A 16,613-nucleotide genomic window follows, 5' to 3' on the forward strand; every position below is an offset into this window, starting at 1 on the left:
ATCAACCATCAATAAAAACATCGGCCAGCGATTTATGGCAGAGCAAAAGGGAAAGTCCCTCAAGTTCCGCCCACACTGACTGACCATAGTCTTGTTTAAGCGTAATTTCCGTACGCGTTAACAGCGTCACGGCCTGACGCAGCTGTGCCGGATTTAGCCGGTTAAGCGCGTCTCCCATCATGCCACGGCGATTTTGCCACACACGATGTTTATCAAACAACGTGCGTAAGGGCGTATGGGCCGACTGCCGTTTCAGGTTGACCAGCAACAGCAATTCGCGCTGTATCGTACGCAGTAAAATAACCGGCTCGCTGCCCTCAAGGCGTAACTGTTGCAGGATGTGCAGCGCGCGCTTGCTTTTGCCCATCAGCAGCGCATCCACCCAGTGGAATGGGGTAAAGTGCGCGGCATCGTTAACGGCTTTCTCTACGCGAGGCAGCGTGAGTTTGCCATCAGGCCACAGCAACGCTAACCGCTCAAGGGCTTGCGCCAGTGCTAACAGGTTACCTTCATAGCAATAGCATAATAGCTGATTGGCTGCGTCATCCAGTTGCAGGTTGTTAAGTTTCGCTCTCGCGGCAACCCAGCGTGGGAGCTGTGCTTGTTCCGGCGTCTGGCAGCTAACCTGAACCGCGTTATTCGCCAACCCGGTATACCATGCGCCGTTTTCCTGCGCCTTAGTCAGTTTGTTGCCGCGAACAATCAGCAGCAGATCGTCATGAAGCAGAGTGATGAGCGAAGCGAGTTGTTCGTTAATGGCGGCATTGGGGCCATTTTCAGGCAACTGCAGGAGTAGCGTTTGACGGCTGGCAAACAGGCTCATCGCCTGGCAGAGTGAAAATATTTCTCCCCAGTCGGTGCTGGTGTCCAGAGTAAAAGCGTGGTGTTCTTCGAATCCTTGCGTTGCGGCAGCCAGACGGATGGCATCCTGGCTTTCCTGCAATAAAAGGGGATCGTTGCCCAGTAGTAAATACGCCGCGCGCAGCCCTTCATTGAGCTGTGCGCGGAGTTGTTCAGGGTACAGCTTGAGCATCAGTTACCCAGCGTGGTGGAAACACGCGCCGGAGATGACGCAGACGCTGCAGGTTTCGTCGCTGCTGGCTCAGCATCCACACTGGATGACTGAGTATCGGCCAAATGTACACTTGGCAGCTTACGAATCAACTGTTCTGCCGCTTTGTCGTACATCTCTTTGATGATCATGTCCTGCTCGTTATCCTTCGCCAGTGCAGCCTGTGGGTTGTCAAAGAACGAACGATAAACTTTGGCGCTGATGGGGTAAATATCATGTCCCGGAATCAGTACGGTAGCGCTTACGGACATCACCATCTGGTATTCAGCCGTTTGACCATTCTGGAATACCGACGCCGTATCCTGCGAAATGCTGACCGCGCCAAGGCGTAAGGACGTCACATCTTTGCGCATGGTACCGTCTTCAAGCAGCGTAACGCCGTTCAGACGCAGCTGATTACGCACAGCGCGGCTTAATGGACCATTCGGATCGCCAGAGTTCAGGATCATGGTTTTCATTGAGGGTGGAACCTGCGTAGTACTACGCAGATGCCAACCACACCCGGCGGTGACCAGCACCGCCAGAGATAACAACAATGTTGTCAGAAGTCGCACGCTTCCTCCCGCGCTTAGCCAACGACCAGATTGAGGAGTTTACCCGGTACGTAAATCACTTTACGCACGGTAACGCCATCAAGATATTTTGCCACCAGGTGTTCCTGGCCAGCACGTTCACGAACCTGTTCTTCGGTGGCGTTTACCGGAACGGTGATTTTGCCACGTACTTTACCGTTAACCTGAACGACAACCAGCGTTGAGTCTTCAACCATAGCGCTTTCGTCAGCTACTGGCCACGGTGCGTTATCGATATCACCTTCGCCTTTCAGCGCCTGCCACAGGGTGAAGCAAACGTGTGGGGTGAACGGGTTAAGCATACGCACAACGGCCAGCAACGCTTCCTGCATCAGGGCGCGGTCCTGCTCGTCTTCCTGCGGCGCTTTCGCCAGCTTGTTCATCAGTTCCATAATCGCCGCAATTGCGGTGTTAAAGGTCTGACGACGACCGATATCATCGGTGACTTTAGCGATAGTTTTGTGTACGTCGCGACGCAGCGCTTTTTGATCTTCGCTCAGAGCAGCAACGTTCAGGGCAGCAACATCACCTTTAGAAGTATGCTCGTAAACCAGTTTCCAGACACGTTTCAGGAAGCGGTTAGCCCCTTCAACGCCGGATTCCTGCCATTCCAGGGTCATGTCAGCCGGAGAGGCGAACATCATAAACAGACGCACGGTGTCCGCGCCGTAACGTTCAACCATCACCTGCGGGTCGATGCCGTTGTTTTTGGACTTGGACATCTTGCTCATGCCGGTATACACCAGTTCATGACCTTCGGCGTCCTTCGCCTTCACGATACGACCTTTTTCGTCGCGTTCAACGATGGCATCAACCGGAGAAACCCAGTTACGCTCGCCGTTAGCGCCGACGTAATAGAACGCATCTGCCAGCACCATGCCCTGACACAACAGTTGTTTAGCCGGTTCGTCAGAGTTGACCATGCCCGCGTCGCGCATCAGCTTATGGAAGAAGCGGAAGTAGAGCAGGTGCATGATGGCGTGTTCGATTCCGCCAATGTAGATATCAACTGGCAGCCAGTAGTTAGCGGCCTCTGGATCCAGCATGCCTTCGTTGTACTGCGGGCAGGTATAACGCGCGTAGTACCAGGAGGACTCCATAAAGGTATCGAAGGTGTCGGTCTCACGCAGCGCAGGCATGCCGTTAATGGTGGTTTTCGCCCACTCAGGATCGGCTTTGATCGGACTGGTGATGCCGTCCATGACCACGTCTTCCGGCAGAATAACCGGCAGTTGATCTTCTGGTGTCGGCAGCACGGTACCGTCTTCCAGCGTCACCATCGGAATCGGCGCGCCCCAGTAACGCTGACGGGAAACGCCCCAGTCGCGCAGACGATAGTTAACTTTACGCTCACCCACGCCTTTTGCGACCAGCTTGTCAGCAATGGCGTTGAAGGCAGCTTCGAAGTCGAGGCCATCGAACTCACCGGAGTTAAACAGCACGCCTTTTTCGGTCAGAGCTTGTTCCGACAGATCCGGCTCTGCGCCTTCGGCGGTCAGAATGACCGGCTTGATGGTCAGGCCATATTTGGTGGCAAATTCGTAGTCGCGCTGATCGTGACCCGGAACGGCCATCACTGCGCCAGTGCCGTATTCCATCAGGACAAAGTTTGCCGCCCAAACCGGGATCTCTTCGCCAGTCAGCGGGTGAACGGCTTTAAAGCCAGTGTCGACGCCTTTCTTCTCCATGGTCGCCATTTCGGCTTCAGCAACCTTGGTGTTGCGGCATTCGTCAATGAAGGCGGCCAGTTCAGGGATGTTCGCGGCGGCTTTCTGCGCCAGCGGATGACCTGCGGCAACGGCCAGGTAGGTCGCACCCATAAAGGTGTCCGGACGGGTGGTATAGACGGTCAGCGTGTTGTCGTAACCGTTCACGTCGAAGGTGATTTCCACACCTTCAGAACGACCGATCCAGTTGCGCTGCATAGTCTTAACGGTGTCCGGCCAGTGATCCAGGTTATCCAGATCGCGCAGCAGTTCGTCAGCGTAAGCGGTGATTTTAATGAACCACTGCGGGATTTCTTTACGCTCAACTTTGGTATCGCAACGCCAGCAGCAGCCGTCGATAACCTGCTCGTTGGCAAGAACGGTCTGATCGTTCGGGCACCAGTTGACTGCAGAGGTTTTCTTATATACCAGGCCTTTTTTATACAGCTCGGTGAAGAACTTCTGTTCCCAACGGTAGTATTCCGGGGTGCAGGTCGCCAGCTCGCGGCTCCAGTCATAACCAAAGCCCAGCATTTTGAGCTGGTTTTTCATGTAGGCGATGTTGTCGTACGTCCACGGTGCCGGAGCGGTGTTGTTTTTAACCGCAGCGCCTTCCGCAGGCAGACCGAACGCATCCCAGCCAATGGGCTGCAGTACGTTTTTGCCCAGCATTCGCTGGTAGCGGGCGATCACGTCACCGATGGTGTAGTTACGTACGTGGCCCATGTGTAGTCGACCAGAAGGATAGGGAAGCATAGACAGGCAGTAATACTTCTCTTTGCTCTCGTCTTCGGTCACTTCAAATGTGCGCTTCTCATCCCAGTGAAGCTGTACTTTGGATTCTATCTCTTCCGGGCGGTATTGCTCTTGCATGGCAGCCAGTGGTCCTGTTTTCAATACAGCTACAAACGTAGCTCTAGATGTGGTGTTTCAGATCCGCATAGCATAGCCCAAACGCCCGCGCCAAAACAGCCTTTCGCGCATTCAGCGTTGAATTCCCGCAAGGATAATTCTTGCACGAATTTACACACTCTGTGGACAGTCTTGCAAAGCGTAGCGTAAATAACGTCTATTATTATAGACAGTTAACGACCCAGGAGGTGAAGTGATGAACAAGGTTGCTCAATATTACCGTGAACTGGTGGCTTCACTGAGCGAACGCCTGCGTAACGGCGAACGCGATATTGATGCGCTGGTGGAGCAGGCGCGTCAGCGAGTTATGCAGACCGGGGAGTTAACGCGAACCGAGGTGGAAGAGGTCACCCGGGCCGTCAGACGCGACCTGGAAGAGTTTGCGTTGAGTTATGAAGAGAGTCTCGATGAAGAGACTGATAGCGTCTTTATGCGGGTTATCAAAGAGAGCATCTGGCAGGAACTGGCCGATATTACTGATAAAACGCAGCTCGAATGGCGCGAAGTGTTCCAGGATCTTAGCCATCATGGGGTTTATCACAGCGGCGAGGTGGTCGGCCTGGGCAATCTGGTCTGCGAGAAGTGCCACTTCCATTTAGCGGTATACACCCCGGATGTACTGCCGCTGTGCCCGAAATGCGGCCATGACCAGTTTCAGCGTAGACCGTTTGAGCCGTGATCGCTTATTGCCGGATGGCGACGCGAAGCGTCTTATCCGGCCTACAAACTGCACGATTTTGTAGGCCGGATAAGCGTTAGCGCCATCCGGCGTGTATTAGGCGTAAAACTTCAGCCGTTCTGCCAGCAAATCGACAAACCCCTGGCGATCAACGTCCACCATCACGGTTGCGTTAGGTTTATTGCCGCTCAGGAAATAGTAGTCCACCACCGTCATCCCCTGGGTATATTTGCCCTGCGTTTCCACGCCAACCCAACGCTCAACGGTAGTAAACAGTTCAGGTTTCAGCAGCCAGGCAATGGTACACGGGTCGTGCAGCGGCGCGCCGATGAATCCCCATTTTTCGTCTTTATGATATTCAAAGAAAAAGTCGAGTAGTTCAGCCACGATCGTCGAAACAGGGTTGCCGATAGCGCGGAATCGCTCGGTATCTTCACGATGTATTTGCGCTTTATGCGTGACGTCCAGACCTGCCATCACCACAGGGATACCCGACTGGAATACGATCTCAGCGGCTTCAGGATCGACATAGATATTGAATTCCGCCGCGGGCGTCCAGTTCCCGAGGCCCATCGCACCGCCCATAATCACGATACGGGCGATTTTTGCGTGCAGCTCAGGATGGCTGTTCAGAAGCAATGCCACGTTAGTTTGCGGCCCGGTGGAGACAATCGTGACCGGTTCCGGGCTTTCGCGCAGGGTTCTCGCCATCAGTTCCACGGCGGTACAGTCCAGAGGAGCGAAAGCGGGTTCCGGCAATGCCGGACCATCCAGACCACTCTCACCGTGGACGTTATCGGCAATAATCAGATCGCGCATCAGCGGTTTTACGGCTCCGCCGGCTACAGGGATATCCGTACGGTTGAGTAACGTTAACATGCGTAATACGTTACGCAGCGTTTTGTCGGGCGTCTGGTTGCCGGCAGAAGAGGTGATTGCTTTCACATCCAGTTCAGGTGAGGCGAGGGCGAGAACAATTGCGATAGCGTCGTCATGACCTGGATCGCAATCAAACAGGATAGGAAGTGCCATTGTTGCTCCTTGTAAGTGGGACTTTGTGACAAGGTTAACGCTGGGCTGTACCTGTTTCGAGGAGTGAAGAGATAAAGCGTGAGGTGGCGCGCACATAGCGGTGCGCGCCAGCAAGATTAGTGCAGGATTTTCGCGAGGAAGTCTTTGGCGCGGTCCGATTTCGGATTGGCGAAGAACTCTTCTTTCGGTGAGTCTTCAACAATTTTCCCTTCATCCATGAAGATCACCCGGTTCGCCACTTTCCGCGCAAAGCCCATTTCGTGGGTAACCACCATCATGGTCATCCCTTCATTGGCCAGTTCAACCATAACGTCCAGAACTTCGTTGATCATTTCAGGATCAAGCGCCGACGTCGGTTCGTCAAACAGCATAGCGATAGGATCCATGCACAGCGCCCGGGCGATGGCGACACGTTGTTGCTGTCCCCCGGAGAGCTGAGCCGGAAACTTTTCGGCATGGGCCGCCAGACCGACACGCTCCAGCAGCTTCTGCGCTTTTGCGCGGGCAGGCGCTTTATCGCGTTTCAGCACTTTTACCTGCGCCAGCGTCAGGTTTTCAATGATCGACAGATGTGGAAACAGTTCAAAGTGCTGGAACACCATGCCCACACGGGAGCGCAGTTTGGCCAGATCGGTTTTTTTGTCGTTCACCACGGTGCCATCAACCGTGATGACGCCCTGTTGTACCGGCTCCAGACCGTTCACGGTTTTGATAAGCGTGGATTTACCGGAACCTGAAGGACCGCAGACCACGACCACTTCACCTTTTTTCACTTCCGTAGAGCAGTCGGTCAGCACCTGAAAGTGACCATACCATTTAGAAACATTTTTCAGGGTAATCATTAAACTGTCCTTTTCTTCAAATAGCTGACCAACAACGATGCGCTCAGACTGAATACAAAATAAACGGCGCCAGCAAACAGGATCATTTCAACCTGCGTGCCGTCACGCTCGCCAATGGTGGAGGCGGTACGGAAGAAGTCTGCCAGACTTAATACATAGACCAGCGAGGTATCCTGGAAGAGTACGATACCCTGGGTAAGCAGCAGCGGCACCATCGCGCGGAAGGCCTGCGGCAGAATAATGAGCTTCATCGACTGCCAGTGGGTCATCCCCAGCGCCAGCGCGGCGCTGGACTGCCCGCGAGAAATACTCTGGATCCCTGCCCGGATAATCTCTGAGTAGTACGCGGCTTCAAACATTGAAAACGCGACCATCGCCGAGATCAGGCGAATATCGGTCTTTGGCGACAAACCCAATACGTTTTGCAGGAAGCCGGGCACAATCAAGTAGAACCACAGCAGTACCATCACCAGTGGAATGGAACGGAATACGTTGACGTAGCCTTTCGCAAACCAGGCAATCGGCGCGAAGCTGGACAGACGCATGACGGCCAGGATAGTTCCCCATACGATACCAATGACGACCGCCGTGACGGTAATTTTCAGCGTGATCATCAGCCCATCCAGCAGATACGGCAGGGAAGGGACAATAGAACTCCAGTCAAATTCGTACATTATTTGCCTCCCATATTGCCCGGCAGGCGGATCTTGCGTTCGACGAGATTCATCACCAGCATGATGACAGCGTTAATCAGCACGTAGGCCAGAGTAATGGCCGTAAACGATTCCCAGGCGTGGGCGGAGTAATCCAGCAGTTTCCCCGCCTGCGCCGCCATATCGACCAGGCCGATAGTAGAAGCGATCGCGGAGTTCTTCACCAGGTTCATCATCTCTGAGGTCATTGGCGGAACAATCACGCGGTAAGCGTTTGGCAGCAGAACATAACGATAAGCCTGCGGCAACGTCAGCCCCATCGCCAGCGCAGCGTTTTTCTGTCCACGAGGCAGAGACTGAATAGCAGCGCGAACCTGCTCGCAGACGCGCGCGGCGGTAAACAGCCCCAGACAAAGCATGGATGAAAGGAAGAACTGAATATTGGGATCCAGTTCCGACTTGAACCACATACCAATGTTTTCCGGCAACAGTTCAGGAATGACCAGATACCAGGTAAAAAATTGGACAATGAGCGGAACGTTACGAAACAGCTCAACGTACAGCGTGCCGATCCCGGCAAGGAAGCGGTTGGGAACTGTACGTAAAATGCCGAATAAAGAACCGATGAGGAAAGCGATAATCCAGGCCGTAATGGATAACGCGACCGTGACCTGGAAACCACTCCAGAGCCAGCCGAGATAGGTGGTGTTGCCGAACGGGGCTTGTTGTAAAAAAATGCCCCAGTTCCAGTCTATAGACATAAATCTACTCCAGAAAAAAAAAGGGTAGCAGCGCTACCCTCGAAGATTGTTATTCAGCGTTTTGCGGTTTTCAGGCCTGATGGGGAACGACCATCAGGCTTATAGTCTGTCCGTGCCGAGTAGCAATCGAGAGGGAGGGGAAGCCTCCCATTTATTTTAGTTAGTTAAGCGCTTTATCATTCGGTTCTTTGAACAGAGCTTTCATCTCATCTGATAGTTCGAAATTCATGTTCAGGTTCTTCGGTGGAATTGGGTTTTTAAACCACTTATCAAACCATTTCTCTGCTTCGCCTGAGGTCTGCGCCTTGGCGATCGTGTCGTCCATCAGTTTTTTGAACTCTGGGTCATCTTTACGCAACATGCAGCCGTAGGCTTCCTGAGACTGCGGCTTGCCGACGATCTCCCAGTTGTCTGGTTTCTTCGCCTTCGCGCGTTCACCAGCCAGCAGGGCATCATCCATCATAAAGGCAACGGCGCGACCGCTTTCCAGAGTACGGAAAGAGTCACCATGGTCTTTCGCGCTGATGATGCGCATGTCCATTTTTTGTTCTTCGTTCAGCTTGTGCAGCAGCACTTCTGAGGTGGTACCCGAAGTCACGACCACGGCTTTGCCTTTCAGGTCAGCGAAATCTTTGACGTCGCCGCCTTTTTTCGCCAGCAGACGGGTGCCGACAACGAAAATGGTGTCAGAGAATGCCGCTTGTTTTTGACGCTCGACGTTGTTGGTGGTGGAACCACATTCAAAGTCGAAGGTACCGTTTTGCAGCAGCGGGATACGGTTCTGTGAGGTAATCGGGATCAGTTTTACCTGCAGGTCAGGCTTGTTGAGTTTTTTCTTCACGGCTTCAACGATGGCGTTGGAGTAATCCTGTGAATAACCGACCACTTTTTGCTGATTATCGTAGTAAGAAAACGGTACCGATGATTCACGGTGACCGACAACGATAACGCCATTTTTGGCGATCTTGTCCAGCGTGCTGCCTGCCGCTGTTGCCGCATCTTCTGCGTGCGCCAGACCGGCGGACATTCCCATGACCAGCATGGCAGTGGCGAGCTTACGTAATTGCATATCCAACTCCTTTATCGTCTGCGCCAGGGACGCATTGATACCCATTGTGATGTTGTTATTGTTTGCTACTTAAACGTGCAGTCTTGTATATGTTTGTTAACATTTAGTTTGGATGAATGTAAAGAATTTGCTGTGTTATTGTTTATTTTTGCGAAGTGCGCCGCACCATTTGGGGGCAAAAATATCTTGTTGCACGTTTCAGGTGCTACCAAAGATCAACTTTGGTGCGACCAGGTTGCACATTCAGCCAAAACTGCGTTTGCCTTGTATAACAAAGCAATAGACGTGCCAGAATGGGCAAGGTAGGGAGTTTGTCGGCCGGATAAACACAGTCGTTATCCGGCCCGGGGAAGGAAGGTTATTTACGACGCTGGCGCAGGCTCATTACCAGCGCGCCAAAGCCAAACAGTGCGGTAAGCAGCCATAGCGGCCAGTTACCGGTACGGGCATACGGGGTTAAGCCCGTGGTTGGCGTTACGCTGGTGGTCAGAACCTGGCGGGTAAACTGCGGGATCATCGCCTGAATCTCACCCTGTGGACCAATCACCGCCGTAATACCGTTGTTGGTGCTACGCAGCAGCGGGCGCGCCAGTTCCAGGGAACGCATACGCGCCATCTGGAAGTGCTGCCATGGGCCGATAGACTTACCAAACCACGCATCGTTAGAGATGGTGAGCAGGTAGTCCGTATCCGGGCGGAAGTTATCACGAACCTGTTCGCCAAGAATGATTTCGTAGCAGATAGCTGCGGTCAGCTTAAAGCCGTGCGCATGCAACTGTGGCTGCACATACGGCCCGCGGCTGAACGACGACATAGGCAGGTCAAAGAACGGCGCTAATGGGCGCAGGATCGATTCCAGCGGGACAAACTCGCCAAACGGTACCAGATGGTTTTTATTGTAGCGGTTGCTGGAGTCGTAGCTGTACGGGCTGTCTTTACCCAACGTGATGATGGTGTTGTAGGTGTCGTAACGGTTCTGCTTGTTCAGCCGCGCGTCTACGATACCGGTAATCAACGTGCTGTTTTTCGATTTCAGCAGATCATCCATCATGCTCAAAAAACGCTGCTGGTTAATTTCCAGGTCCGGGATAGCGGACTCCGGCCAGATGATCAGCTGTGATTTACCCATTTCGGGCTGGGTGGCGTCGAGATAAATTTTCAGCGTGTTAAGTAGCTGACCCTCATCCCACTTCAGTGACTGCGGAATGTCACCCTGTACCATCGAAACCTGAGTTGTTTTTTCCGGCTCAAGCGTATACCACTGGATATAGCGCAGCGGGAAGGGCAGAGCGAAAAGCACCACGCCAGCAATCAGCGGTTTCCAGTTGCGCGTCACCAGCGCCAGCGCCAGCAGGCCGCTGACCATCATCAGCAGGAAGTTAATCGCTTCAACGCCCATCACCGGCGCCAGCCCTTTTAACGGGCCATCAATCTGGCTATAACCAAACTGCAGCCACGGAAAGCCGGTCAGGACCCAGCCGCGCAGGAACTCGGTTATCTGCCAGACAACCGGCGCGGCAATGGCGACGCGTAGCCAGGTTGTTTTCGGCCACAGGCGTGACAACACGCCAGCAAACAGACCGGTATAGAGTGAAAGGTAGGCGGCAAGCAGTACCACAAGGAAAACGTTAACCGGACCTGGCATACCGCCAAACTGCGCGATGCTGACGTAGACCCAGTTAATGCCGGAGCCAAACAATCCCAGGCCCCAGAAGTAGCCGATAGCGGCTGACTGAAGTGGACGGCGGTTGAGGGTGAGAGCCTGCAGGCCCATCAGCGATACGATCGCCGCAGGCCAGATGTCATACGGAGAGAAAGCCAGCGTCCCGCAGGCACCGAATAATAACGCCAGCAGCAGGCGAATGCGCTGGCGTTCAATTAGTGAGGCAAATGCCATGTAGTCTTAGATCCAGTTTCGGGTTTATTCGTCCAGTTTGGGCTGGGGTGAGTCGTCCGGAATTCTGACATGAACCTGAATAATACGACGGCTGTCGGCCATTGCCACTTTGAACTGGTAACCATCAATGTCGATAGTCTCCCCACGAGCGGGAAGATGACCAAAGGCCTGCATAACCAGACCGCCAATGGTATCGACTTCTTCGTCGCTAAAGTGGGTGCCAAAGGCTTCGTTGAAGTCCTCAATTGGCGCCAGCGCGCGAATGGTCCAGGTGTGGCGACTGAGCTGACGGAAATCAATATCGTCTTCTTCGTCGTACTCATCTTCGATTTCACCAACGATCAGTTCAAGGATGTCCTCAATGGTCACCAGACCAGAGACACCGCCGAACTCGTCGATGACGATAGCCATATGATAACGCTGGGAGCGGAACTCTTTCAGCATGCGGTCAACACGCTTGCTTTCCGGTACGACAACCGCCTGGCGTAACACTTTCTCCATGCTGAAGGCTTCGGCATCGCTGCGCATAAACGGCAGCAGATCTTTGGCCATCAGAATCCCTTCAATGTGATCTTTGTCTTCGCTGATCACCGGGAAACGCGAGTGGGCTGACTCGATAATGACATCGAGGCATTCATCCAGGGTCTGGTTGCGTTTCAGGGTAATCATTTGAGAGCGGGGGATCATGATGTCGCGAACGCGCTGGTCCGCAATGTCCATCACCCCTTCGAGCATATCTCGCGTATCTTCATCGATAAGGTCGTTCTGCCCGGAATCACGGATCAGCTCCAACAGTTCGTCGCGGTTTTTGGGTTCACCGTGGAAAAGTTGGCTCAGTAACAGGGAAAAAAATCCCTTTTTGCTGGTTAACGTGTCACTACTGTGTGAATTGTCGTCGCTCATGGCGTCGTATGGGTTCTCATGTTAGTTAATAGGTCGCTCAATGCGCGTAAACTCAGCGCATGGCTTCATGGGAAGCCCGGGCAGATGCCCGACGGCTTATTCCTTCTCGGCAATGTACGGATCCTCATAGCCCAGAGCAAGCATAATCTCTGTTTCAAGGGATTCCATTTCTTCCGCTTCATCATCTTCGATATGGTCGTAGCCGAGTAAATGCAGGCTACCGTGCACCACCATGTGCGCCCAGTGGGCCTCAAGCGGTTTACCTTGCTCCTGCGCTTCTTTCTCAACCACCTGGCGGCAGATGATCAGATCGCCCAGCAGTGGCATCTCAATGCCCGGCGGGGCTTCAAACGGGAAAGAGAGCACGTTGGTTGATTTATCTTTCCCGCGATAGGTCAGGTTCAGCTCGTGGCTTTCCGCGTCATCAACCAGGCGAATCGTCACTTCAGACTCTTCCTGAAACTGCGGGATTACCGCATCCAGCCAGCCCTGAAACTGACTTTCTGTGGGTAAACCAGATTCGTCTTCACATGCCAGCTGTAAATCGAGAATAACCTGACTCATTTTTGCTCCTGCTCCTGAGCTTCGCGCTTGCGTTCCGCTGCCAGCTCGGCTTTTCGTTTCTGTTCTGCTTCTTCCCAGGCTTCATACGCCGTGACGATACGGGCGACTACCGGGTGGCGAACCACGTCTTCGCTATGGAAGAAATTAAAACTAATCTCATCGACTTCGGCCAGTACCTCAATGGCATGACGCAGACCGGACTTAGTGCTACGCGGCAGGTCAATCTGAGTGATATCGCCGGTGATGACCGCTTTGGAGTTAAAGCCGATACGGGTCAGGAACATTTTCATCTGTTCGATGGTGGTGTTCTGGCTCTCATCAAGAATGATGAACGCATCGTTTAAGGTACGACCGCGCATATAGGCCAACGGCGCCACCTCAATGACGTTACGCTCGATCAGCTTTTCGACCTTCTCAAAACCGAGCATTTCGAACAGCGCGTCATACAGCGGACGTAAATAGGGATCGACTTTCTGACTCAGATCGCCTGGCAGGAAGCCCAGTTTTTCGCCGGCTTCCACTGCCGGACGGGTCAGCAGAATTCGACGGATCTCCTGGCGCTCAAGCGCATCGACCGCAGCGGCAACTGCAAGATACGTTTTACCCGTACCCGCAGGGCCAACGCCGAAGGTGATGTCGTGATCGAGGATGTTAGCGATGTACTGCGCCTGGTTCGGCGTACGCGGTTTAATCACTCCGCGCTTGGTTTTGATATTCACCGCTTTGCCAAATTCCGGCACGCTGTCCGCGCTTTGCTCAAGCACACGCGCTTCTTTAATCGCCAGATGAATTTGCTCAGGTTCAATGTCCTGCGTCTGACCGCGCATTGGGGCGGTATTGACATACAGGCTGCGTAAAATATCAGCCGCAGCGGTGACGCAAATTGGGCGACCGGTCAGCTTAAAGTGGTTATCCCGACGGTTAATTTCGATGCCGAGGCGACGTTCAAGCTGTTTGATGTTGTCATCAAATGGACCGCAAAGGCTCAACAGACGGGCGTTGTCTGCGGGTTCAAGGGTGATTTCGCGAGTGTCTATGTTCAAACTGTTCCTCTTTAGCATGTCTCGCCGGACGCTGAACATTTACCGGCATCTAAGGAAATTATTCACGCCATAGGGAAAAGGCGCAAGCATTGCAATAAATATGGGGATTGCGGGAGGCAATACAAGGCCCGCCAGAGCTGACGGGCCAGAAGATTAAGGCTGGTAAATACCGACGCCCAGATCGTTTTCTTTGCGAGTACGCGCAATGACCGACTCAGGGGATTCTGCGATGCGCAGGCCCATTTCGTCTTCGGTGCGCACCACTTTACCGCGCAGGGAGTTCGTCCAGACATCGGTAATTTCAACATCCACAAACTTACCGACCATTTCCGGGGTGCCTTCAAAGTTCACCACGCGGTTGTTTTCGGTACGCCCTGACAACTCCATGATGCTCTTACGTGATGTGCCTTCAACCAGAATACGCTGGGTTGTGCCGACCATACGGCGGCTCCAGGCCATGGCCTGCTGGTTAATACGCTCCTGCAGGATATACAGACGCTGTTTTTTCTCTTCTTCCGGTACGTCGTCAACCATATCGGCAGCCGGGGTGCCAGGACGCGCAGAGAAGATAAAGCTGTAGCTCATGTCAAAATTCACGTCAGCAATCAACTTCATGGTCTGCTCGAAATCCTGTGTGGTTTCGCCAGGGAAGCCAACGATGAAATCCGAGCTAATCTGAATGTCCGGACGCGCCGCGCGCAGTTTGCGAATGATCGCTTTATATTCCAGCGCGGTATGGGTGCGTCCCATCAGATTCAGTACGCGATCTGAACCGCTCTGTACCGGCAGGTGCAGGAAACTCACCAGCTCCGGCGTATCGCGATAAACTTCAACGATATCATCGGTGAATTCGATCGGATGGCTGGTGGTGAAGCGGATACGGTCAATGCCGTCGATCGCCGCAACCAGGCGCAGCAGGTCAGCAAAAGATCCTGTCGTGCCATCATAGTTCTCACCGCGCCAGGCGTTCACGTTTTGCCCCAGCAGGTTCACTTCACGCACGCCTTGCGCCGCAAGCTGAGCGATTTCGAACAGGATGTCATCCGCCGGGCGGCTGACTTCTTCACCGCGGGTGTAGGGCACCACGCAATAGGTACAATATTTATTACAGCCTTCCATGATGGACACAAACGCGCTTGGACCTTCAGCACGCGGTTCCGGCAGGCGGTCAAACTTTTCGATCTCCGGGAAACTGATATCAACTACCGGGCTACGGCTAGTGCTTCCACGTACTTTGTTGATCATTTCCGGCAGGCGATGCAGAGTCTGCGGCCCAAAAATAATATCGACGTAGTGGGCGCGCTGGCGAATATGATCGCCTTCCTGAGATGCGACACAGCCACCGACACCGATGATGAGATTGGGATTTTTCTCTTTTAACAGCTTCCAGCGGCCCAACTGATGGAAAACTTTTTCCTGAGCCTTCTCACGGATTGAGCAGGTATTCAGCAGCAGCACATCCGCTTCTTCCGCCACGTCGGTCAGTTGATACCCATGAGTGGCATCCAGCAGATCGGCCATCTTCGATGAATCGTATTCGTTCATCTGACAGCCCCAGGTTTTAATATGGAGTTTTTTGGTCATCGACTTGCTCTTGCGAAATTGTGGCTGAAATGCAGGGCGCATAGTGTACTGCTTTGGCGCGGTTGTGACCAGTATGACGGATGTCAGCCTCAAGGGGTAAAAAATCCTGTAAACTTACACAATACATGTAACAGGATGATTGACCACATGACAAATCAACCAACGGAAATTGCCATTGTCGGCGGGGGGATGGTCGGCGGCGCGCTGGCGCTTGGACTGGCGCAGCATGGATTTACGGTAACGGTCATTGAACATGCCGTTCCCGCGCCGTTTGTGGCTGATGGACAGCCCGATGTCAGAATTTCCGCCATTAGCTCCGCCTCGGTGTCGTTGCTGAAAGGGCTGGGGGTCTGGGATACGGTTCAGGGTATGCGCAGTCATCCTTACCGTCGTCTGGAAACGTGGGAATGGGAAAATGCCCATGTAATGTTTGATGCCGCCGAGCTTAAGTTACCTTTGCTGGGTTATATGGTGGAAAACACGGTTCTGCAACAGGCACTCTGGCAGGCGCTGGAAGCCCACCCGAAAGTCACGCTGCGCGTACCGGCGTCATTGATCTCTCTGCATCAGCATGATGATCGTCACGAGCTTGAACTGGCTGGCGGTGAGAAAATCAGCGCGAAGCTGGTGATCGGCGCGGACGGTGCAAATTCTCAGGTGCGGAAAATGGCCGGGATTGGTATTCATGCCTGGCAGTACGCGCAGTCCTGCATGTTAATCACCGTACAATGCGAGAACGCACCTGGCGACAGCACCTGGCAACAATTCACGCCTGACGGACCGCGCGCATTTTTACCGCTGTTTGATAACTGGGCCTCTCTGGTGTGGTATGACTCACCGGCGCGTATCCGCCAACTGCAGGGTTTGAGCATGTCGCAACTGCAGGTGGAGATCGCCAAACACTTCCCGTCGCGACTCGGCAACGTTACGCCTGTGGCGGCGGGGGCATTCCCGCTTACGCGTCGTCACGCGCTACAATATGTCCAGCCAGGTCTGGCGTTGGTGGGCGATGCCGCGCATACCATTCATCCGCTGGCGGGGCAGGGCGTTAATCTGGGGTTCCGTGATGTGGATGCGCTGATTGACGTGCTGGTTAATGCGCGCAGCTACGGTGAATCCTGGGCCAGTCAGCCGGTGCTGAAGCGCTATCAGAATCGTCGTATGACTGATAATTTCATTATGCAGAGTGGGATGGATCTGTTCTACGCCGGATTCAGCAACAACCTGCAGCCGCTGCGTATCATGCGTAATCTCGGGTTAATGGCCGCAGAGCGCGCAGGCGTACTGAAACGTCAGGCCTTGAAGTATGCGTTAGGATTGTAAT

Annotated in this window: 15 protein-coding genes; 2 read left to right on the forward strand and 13 right to left on the reverse strand. The window is 53.6% G+C overall.

What is annotated here, in order from left to right; translation table 11 throughout:
- Position 1 precedes the first annotated feature (1 nt).
- Genes holA through leuS form a run of 3 tightly spaced genes read right to left on the reverse strand, consistent with a single transcriptional unit; the run spans position 2 to position 4,223 of the window.
- The gene (gene holA / locus JSN25_RS11865) at positions 2-1,033 is read right to left on the reverse strand and encodes a DNA polymerase III subunit delta (protein WP_069323158.1); all 1,032 of its coding nucleotides are present in this window, start codon (positions 1,031-1,033) and stop codon (positions 2-4) included.
- A complete protein-coding gene (gene lptE / locus JSN25_RS11870; RefSeq protein WP_199966175.1) occupies positions 1,033-1,626 on the reverse strand; it encodes an LPS assembly lipoprotein LptE in 594 nt (197 codons plus the stop codon). The genes holA and lptE overlap by 1 nt, the downstream gene beginning before the upstream one ends.
- Before the next feature lie 14 nt (positions 1,627-1,640).
- On the reverse strand, positions 1,641-4,223 hold the full coding sequence (leuS, locus tag JSN25_RS11875; protein WP_204524956.1) for a leucine--tRNA ligase: 2,583 nt from the start codon (positions 4,221-4,223) through the stop codon (positions 1,641-1,643).
- A gap of 235 nt (positions 4,224-4,458) precedes the next feature.
- Here leuS and JSN25_RS11880 point away from each other — a divergent pair, with 235 nt between their 5' ends.
- Positions 4,459-4,941 carry a zinc ribbon-containing protein gene (locus JSN25_RS11880; RefSeq protein WP_006685521.1) on the forward strand — a complete coding sequence of 161 codons (483 nt, stop codon included), beginning with the start codon at positions 4,459-4,461 and terminating at the stop codon, positions 4,939-4,941.
- A gap of 96 nt (positions 4,942-5,037) precedes the next feature.
- Here the strand turns inward: JSN25_RS11880 and rihA are convergent, their stop codons facing one another.
- The 10 genes from rihA to miaB form a co-directional block, all read right to left on the reverse strand.
- Positions 5,038-5,973: a pyrimidine-specific ribonucleoside hydrolase RihA gene (gene rihA, locus JSN25_RS11885; RefSeq protein ID WP_160955896.1), complete on the reverse strand. Its 936-nt coding sequence runs from the start codon at positions 5,971-5,973 to the stop codon at positions 5,038-5,040.
- A 116-nt stretch (positions 5,974-6,089) separates the two neighbouring features.
- Positions 6,090-6,815, reverse strand: a complete 726-nt coding sequence (gltL, locus tag JSN25_RS11890; protein WP_000631392.1) for a glutamate/aspartate ABC transporter ATP-binding protein GltL — start codon at positions 6,813-6,815, stop codon at positions 6,090-6,092.
- The gene (gene gltK, locus JSN25_RS11895; protein WP_038638772.1) at positions 6,815-7,489 is read right to left on the reverse strand and encodes a glutamate/aspartate ABC transporter permease GltK; all 675 of its coding nucleotides are present in this window, start codon (positions 7,487-7,489) and stop codon (positions 6,815-6,817) included. The genes gltL and gltK overlap by 1 nt, the downstream gene beginning before the upstream one ends.
- The gene (gene gltJ, locus JSN25_RS11900; RefSeq protein ID WP_038638776.1) at positions 7,489-8,229 is read right to left on the reverse strand and encodes a glutamate/aspartate ABC transporter permease GltJ; all 741 of its coding nucleotides are present in this window, start codon (positions 8,227-8,229) and stop codon (positions 7,489-7,491) included. Before gltJ ends, gltK begins: the two co-directional genes overlap by 1 nt.
- A gap of 160 nt (positions 8,230-8,389) precedes the next feature.
- Entirely contained in the window at positions 8,390-9,298 is a 909-nt protein-coding gene (gltI, locus tag JSN25_RS11905; protein ID WP_159121147.1) for a glutamate/aspartate ABC transporter substrate-binding protein GltI, read from the reverse strand.
- Positions 9,299-9,656: 358 nt separating this feature from the next.
- Positions 9,657-11,195, reverse strand: a complete 1,539-nt coding sequence (gene lnt / locus JSN25_RS11910; protein WP_038638779.1) for an apolipoprotein N-acyltransferase — start codon at positions 11,193-11,195, stop codon at positions 9,657-9,659.
- A 24-nt stretch (positions 11,196-11,219) separates the two neighbouring features.
- Positions 11,220-12,098 carry a CNNM family magnesium/cobalt transport protein CorC gene (gene corC / locus JSN25_RS11915; protein ID WP_038638785.1) on the reverse strand — a complete coding sequence of 293 codons (879 nt, stop codon included), beginning with the start codon at positions 12,096-12,098 and terminating at the stop codon, positions 11,220-11,222.
- A 96-nt stretch (positions 12,099-12,194) separates the two neighbouring features.
- Positions 12,195-12,662, reverse strand: coding sequence for an rRNA maturation RNase YbeY (gene ybeY, locus JSN25_RS11920; protein ID WP_003835559.1), 468 nt, complete (start codon positions 12,660-12,662; stop codon positions 12,195-12,197).
- Complete coding sequence (locus JSN25_RS11925) at positions 12,659-13,705, reverse strand: PhoH family protein (RefSeq protein ID WP_204524957.1); 1,047 nt, start codon at positions 13,703-13,705, stop codon at positions 12,659-12,661. The genes ybeY and JSN25_RS11925 overlap by 4 nt, the downstream gene beginning before the upstream one ends.
- 153 nt (positions 13,706-13,858) lie before the next feature.
- Positions 13,859-15,289, reverse strand: a complete 1,431-nt coding sequence (gene miaB, locus JSN25_RS11930) for a tRNA (N6-isopentenyl adenosine(37)-C2)-methylthiotransferase MiaB (RefSeq protein WP_038643077.1) — start codon at positions 15,287-15,289, stop codon at positions 13,859-13,861.
- A 147-nt stretch (positions 15,290-15,436) separates the two neighbouring features.
- On the opposite strand from miaB, the gene ubiF reads away from it, so the two are divergent.
- Positions 15,437-16,612, forward strand: a complete 1,176-nt coding sequence (gene ubiF, locus JSN25_RS11935; RefSeq protein ID WP_087857138.1) for a 3-demethoxyubiquinol 3-hydroxylase — start codon at positions 15,437-15,439, stop codon at positions 16,610-16,612.
- The last annotated feature ends 1 nt before the right edge of the window (position 16,613 follow it).

Origin of the sequence: Citrobacter cronae (assembly GCF_016893685.1) — a bacterium.
In the GTDB taxonomy this organism is placed as follows: Bacteria; Pseudomonadota; Gammaproteobacteria; order Enterobacterales; family Enterobacteriaceae; genus Citrobacter; species Citrobacter werkmanii.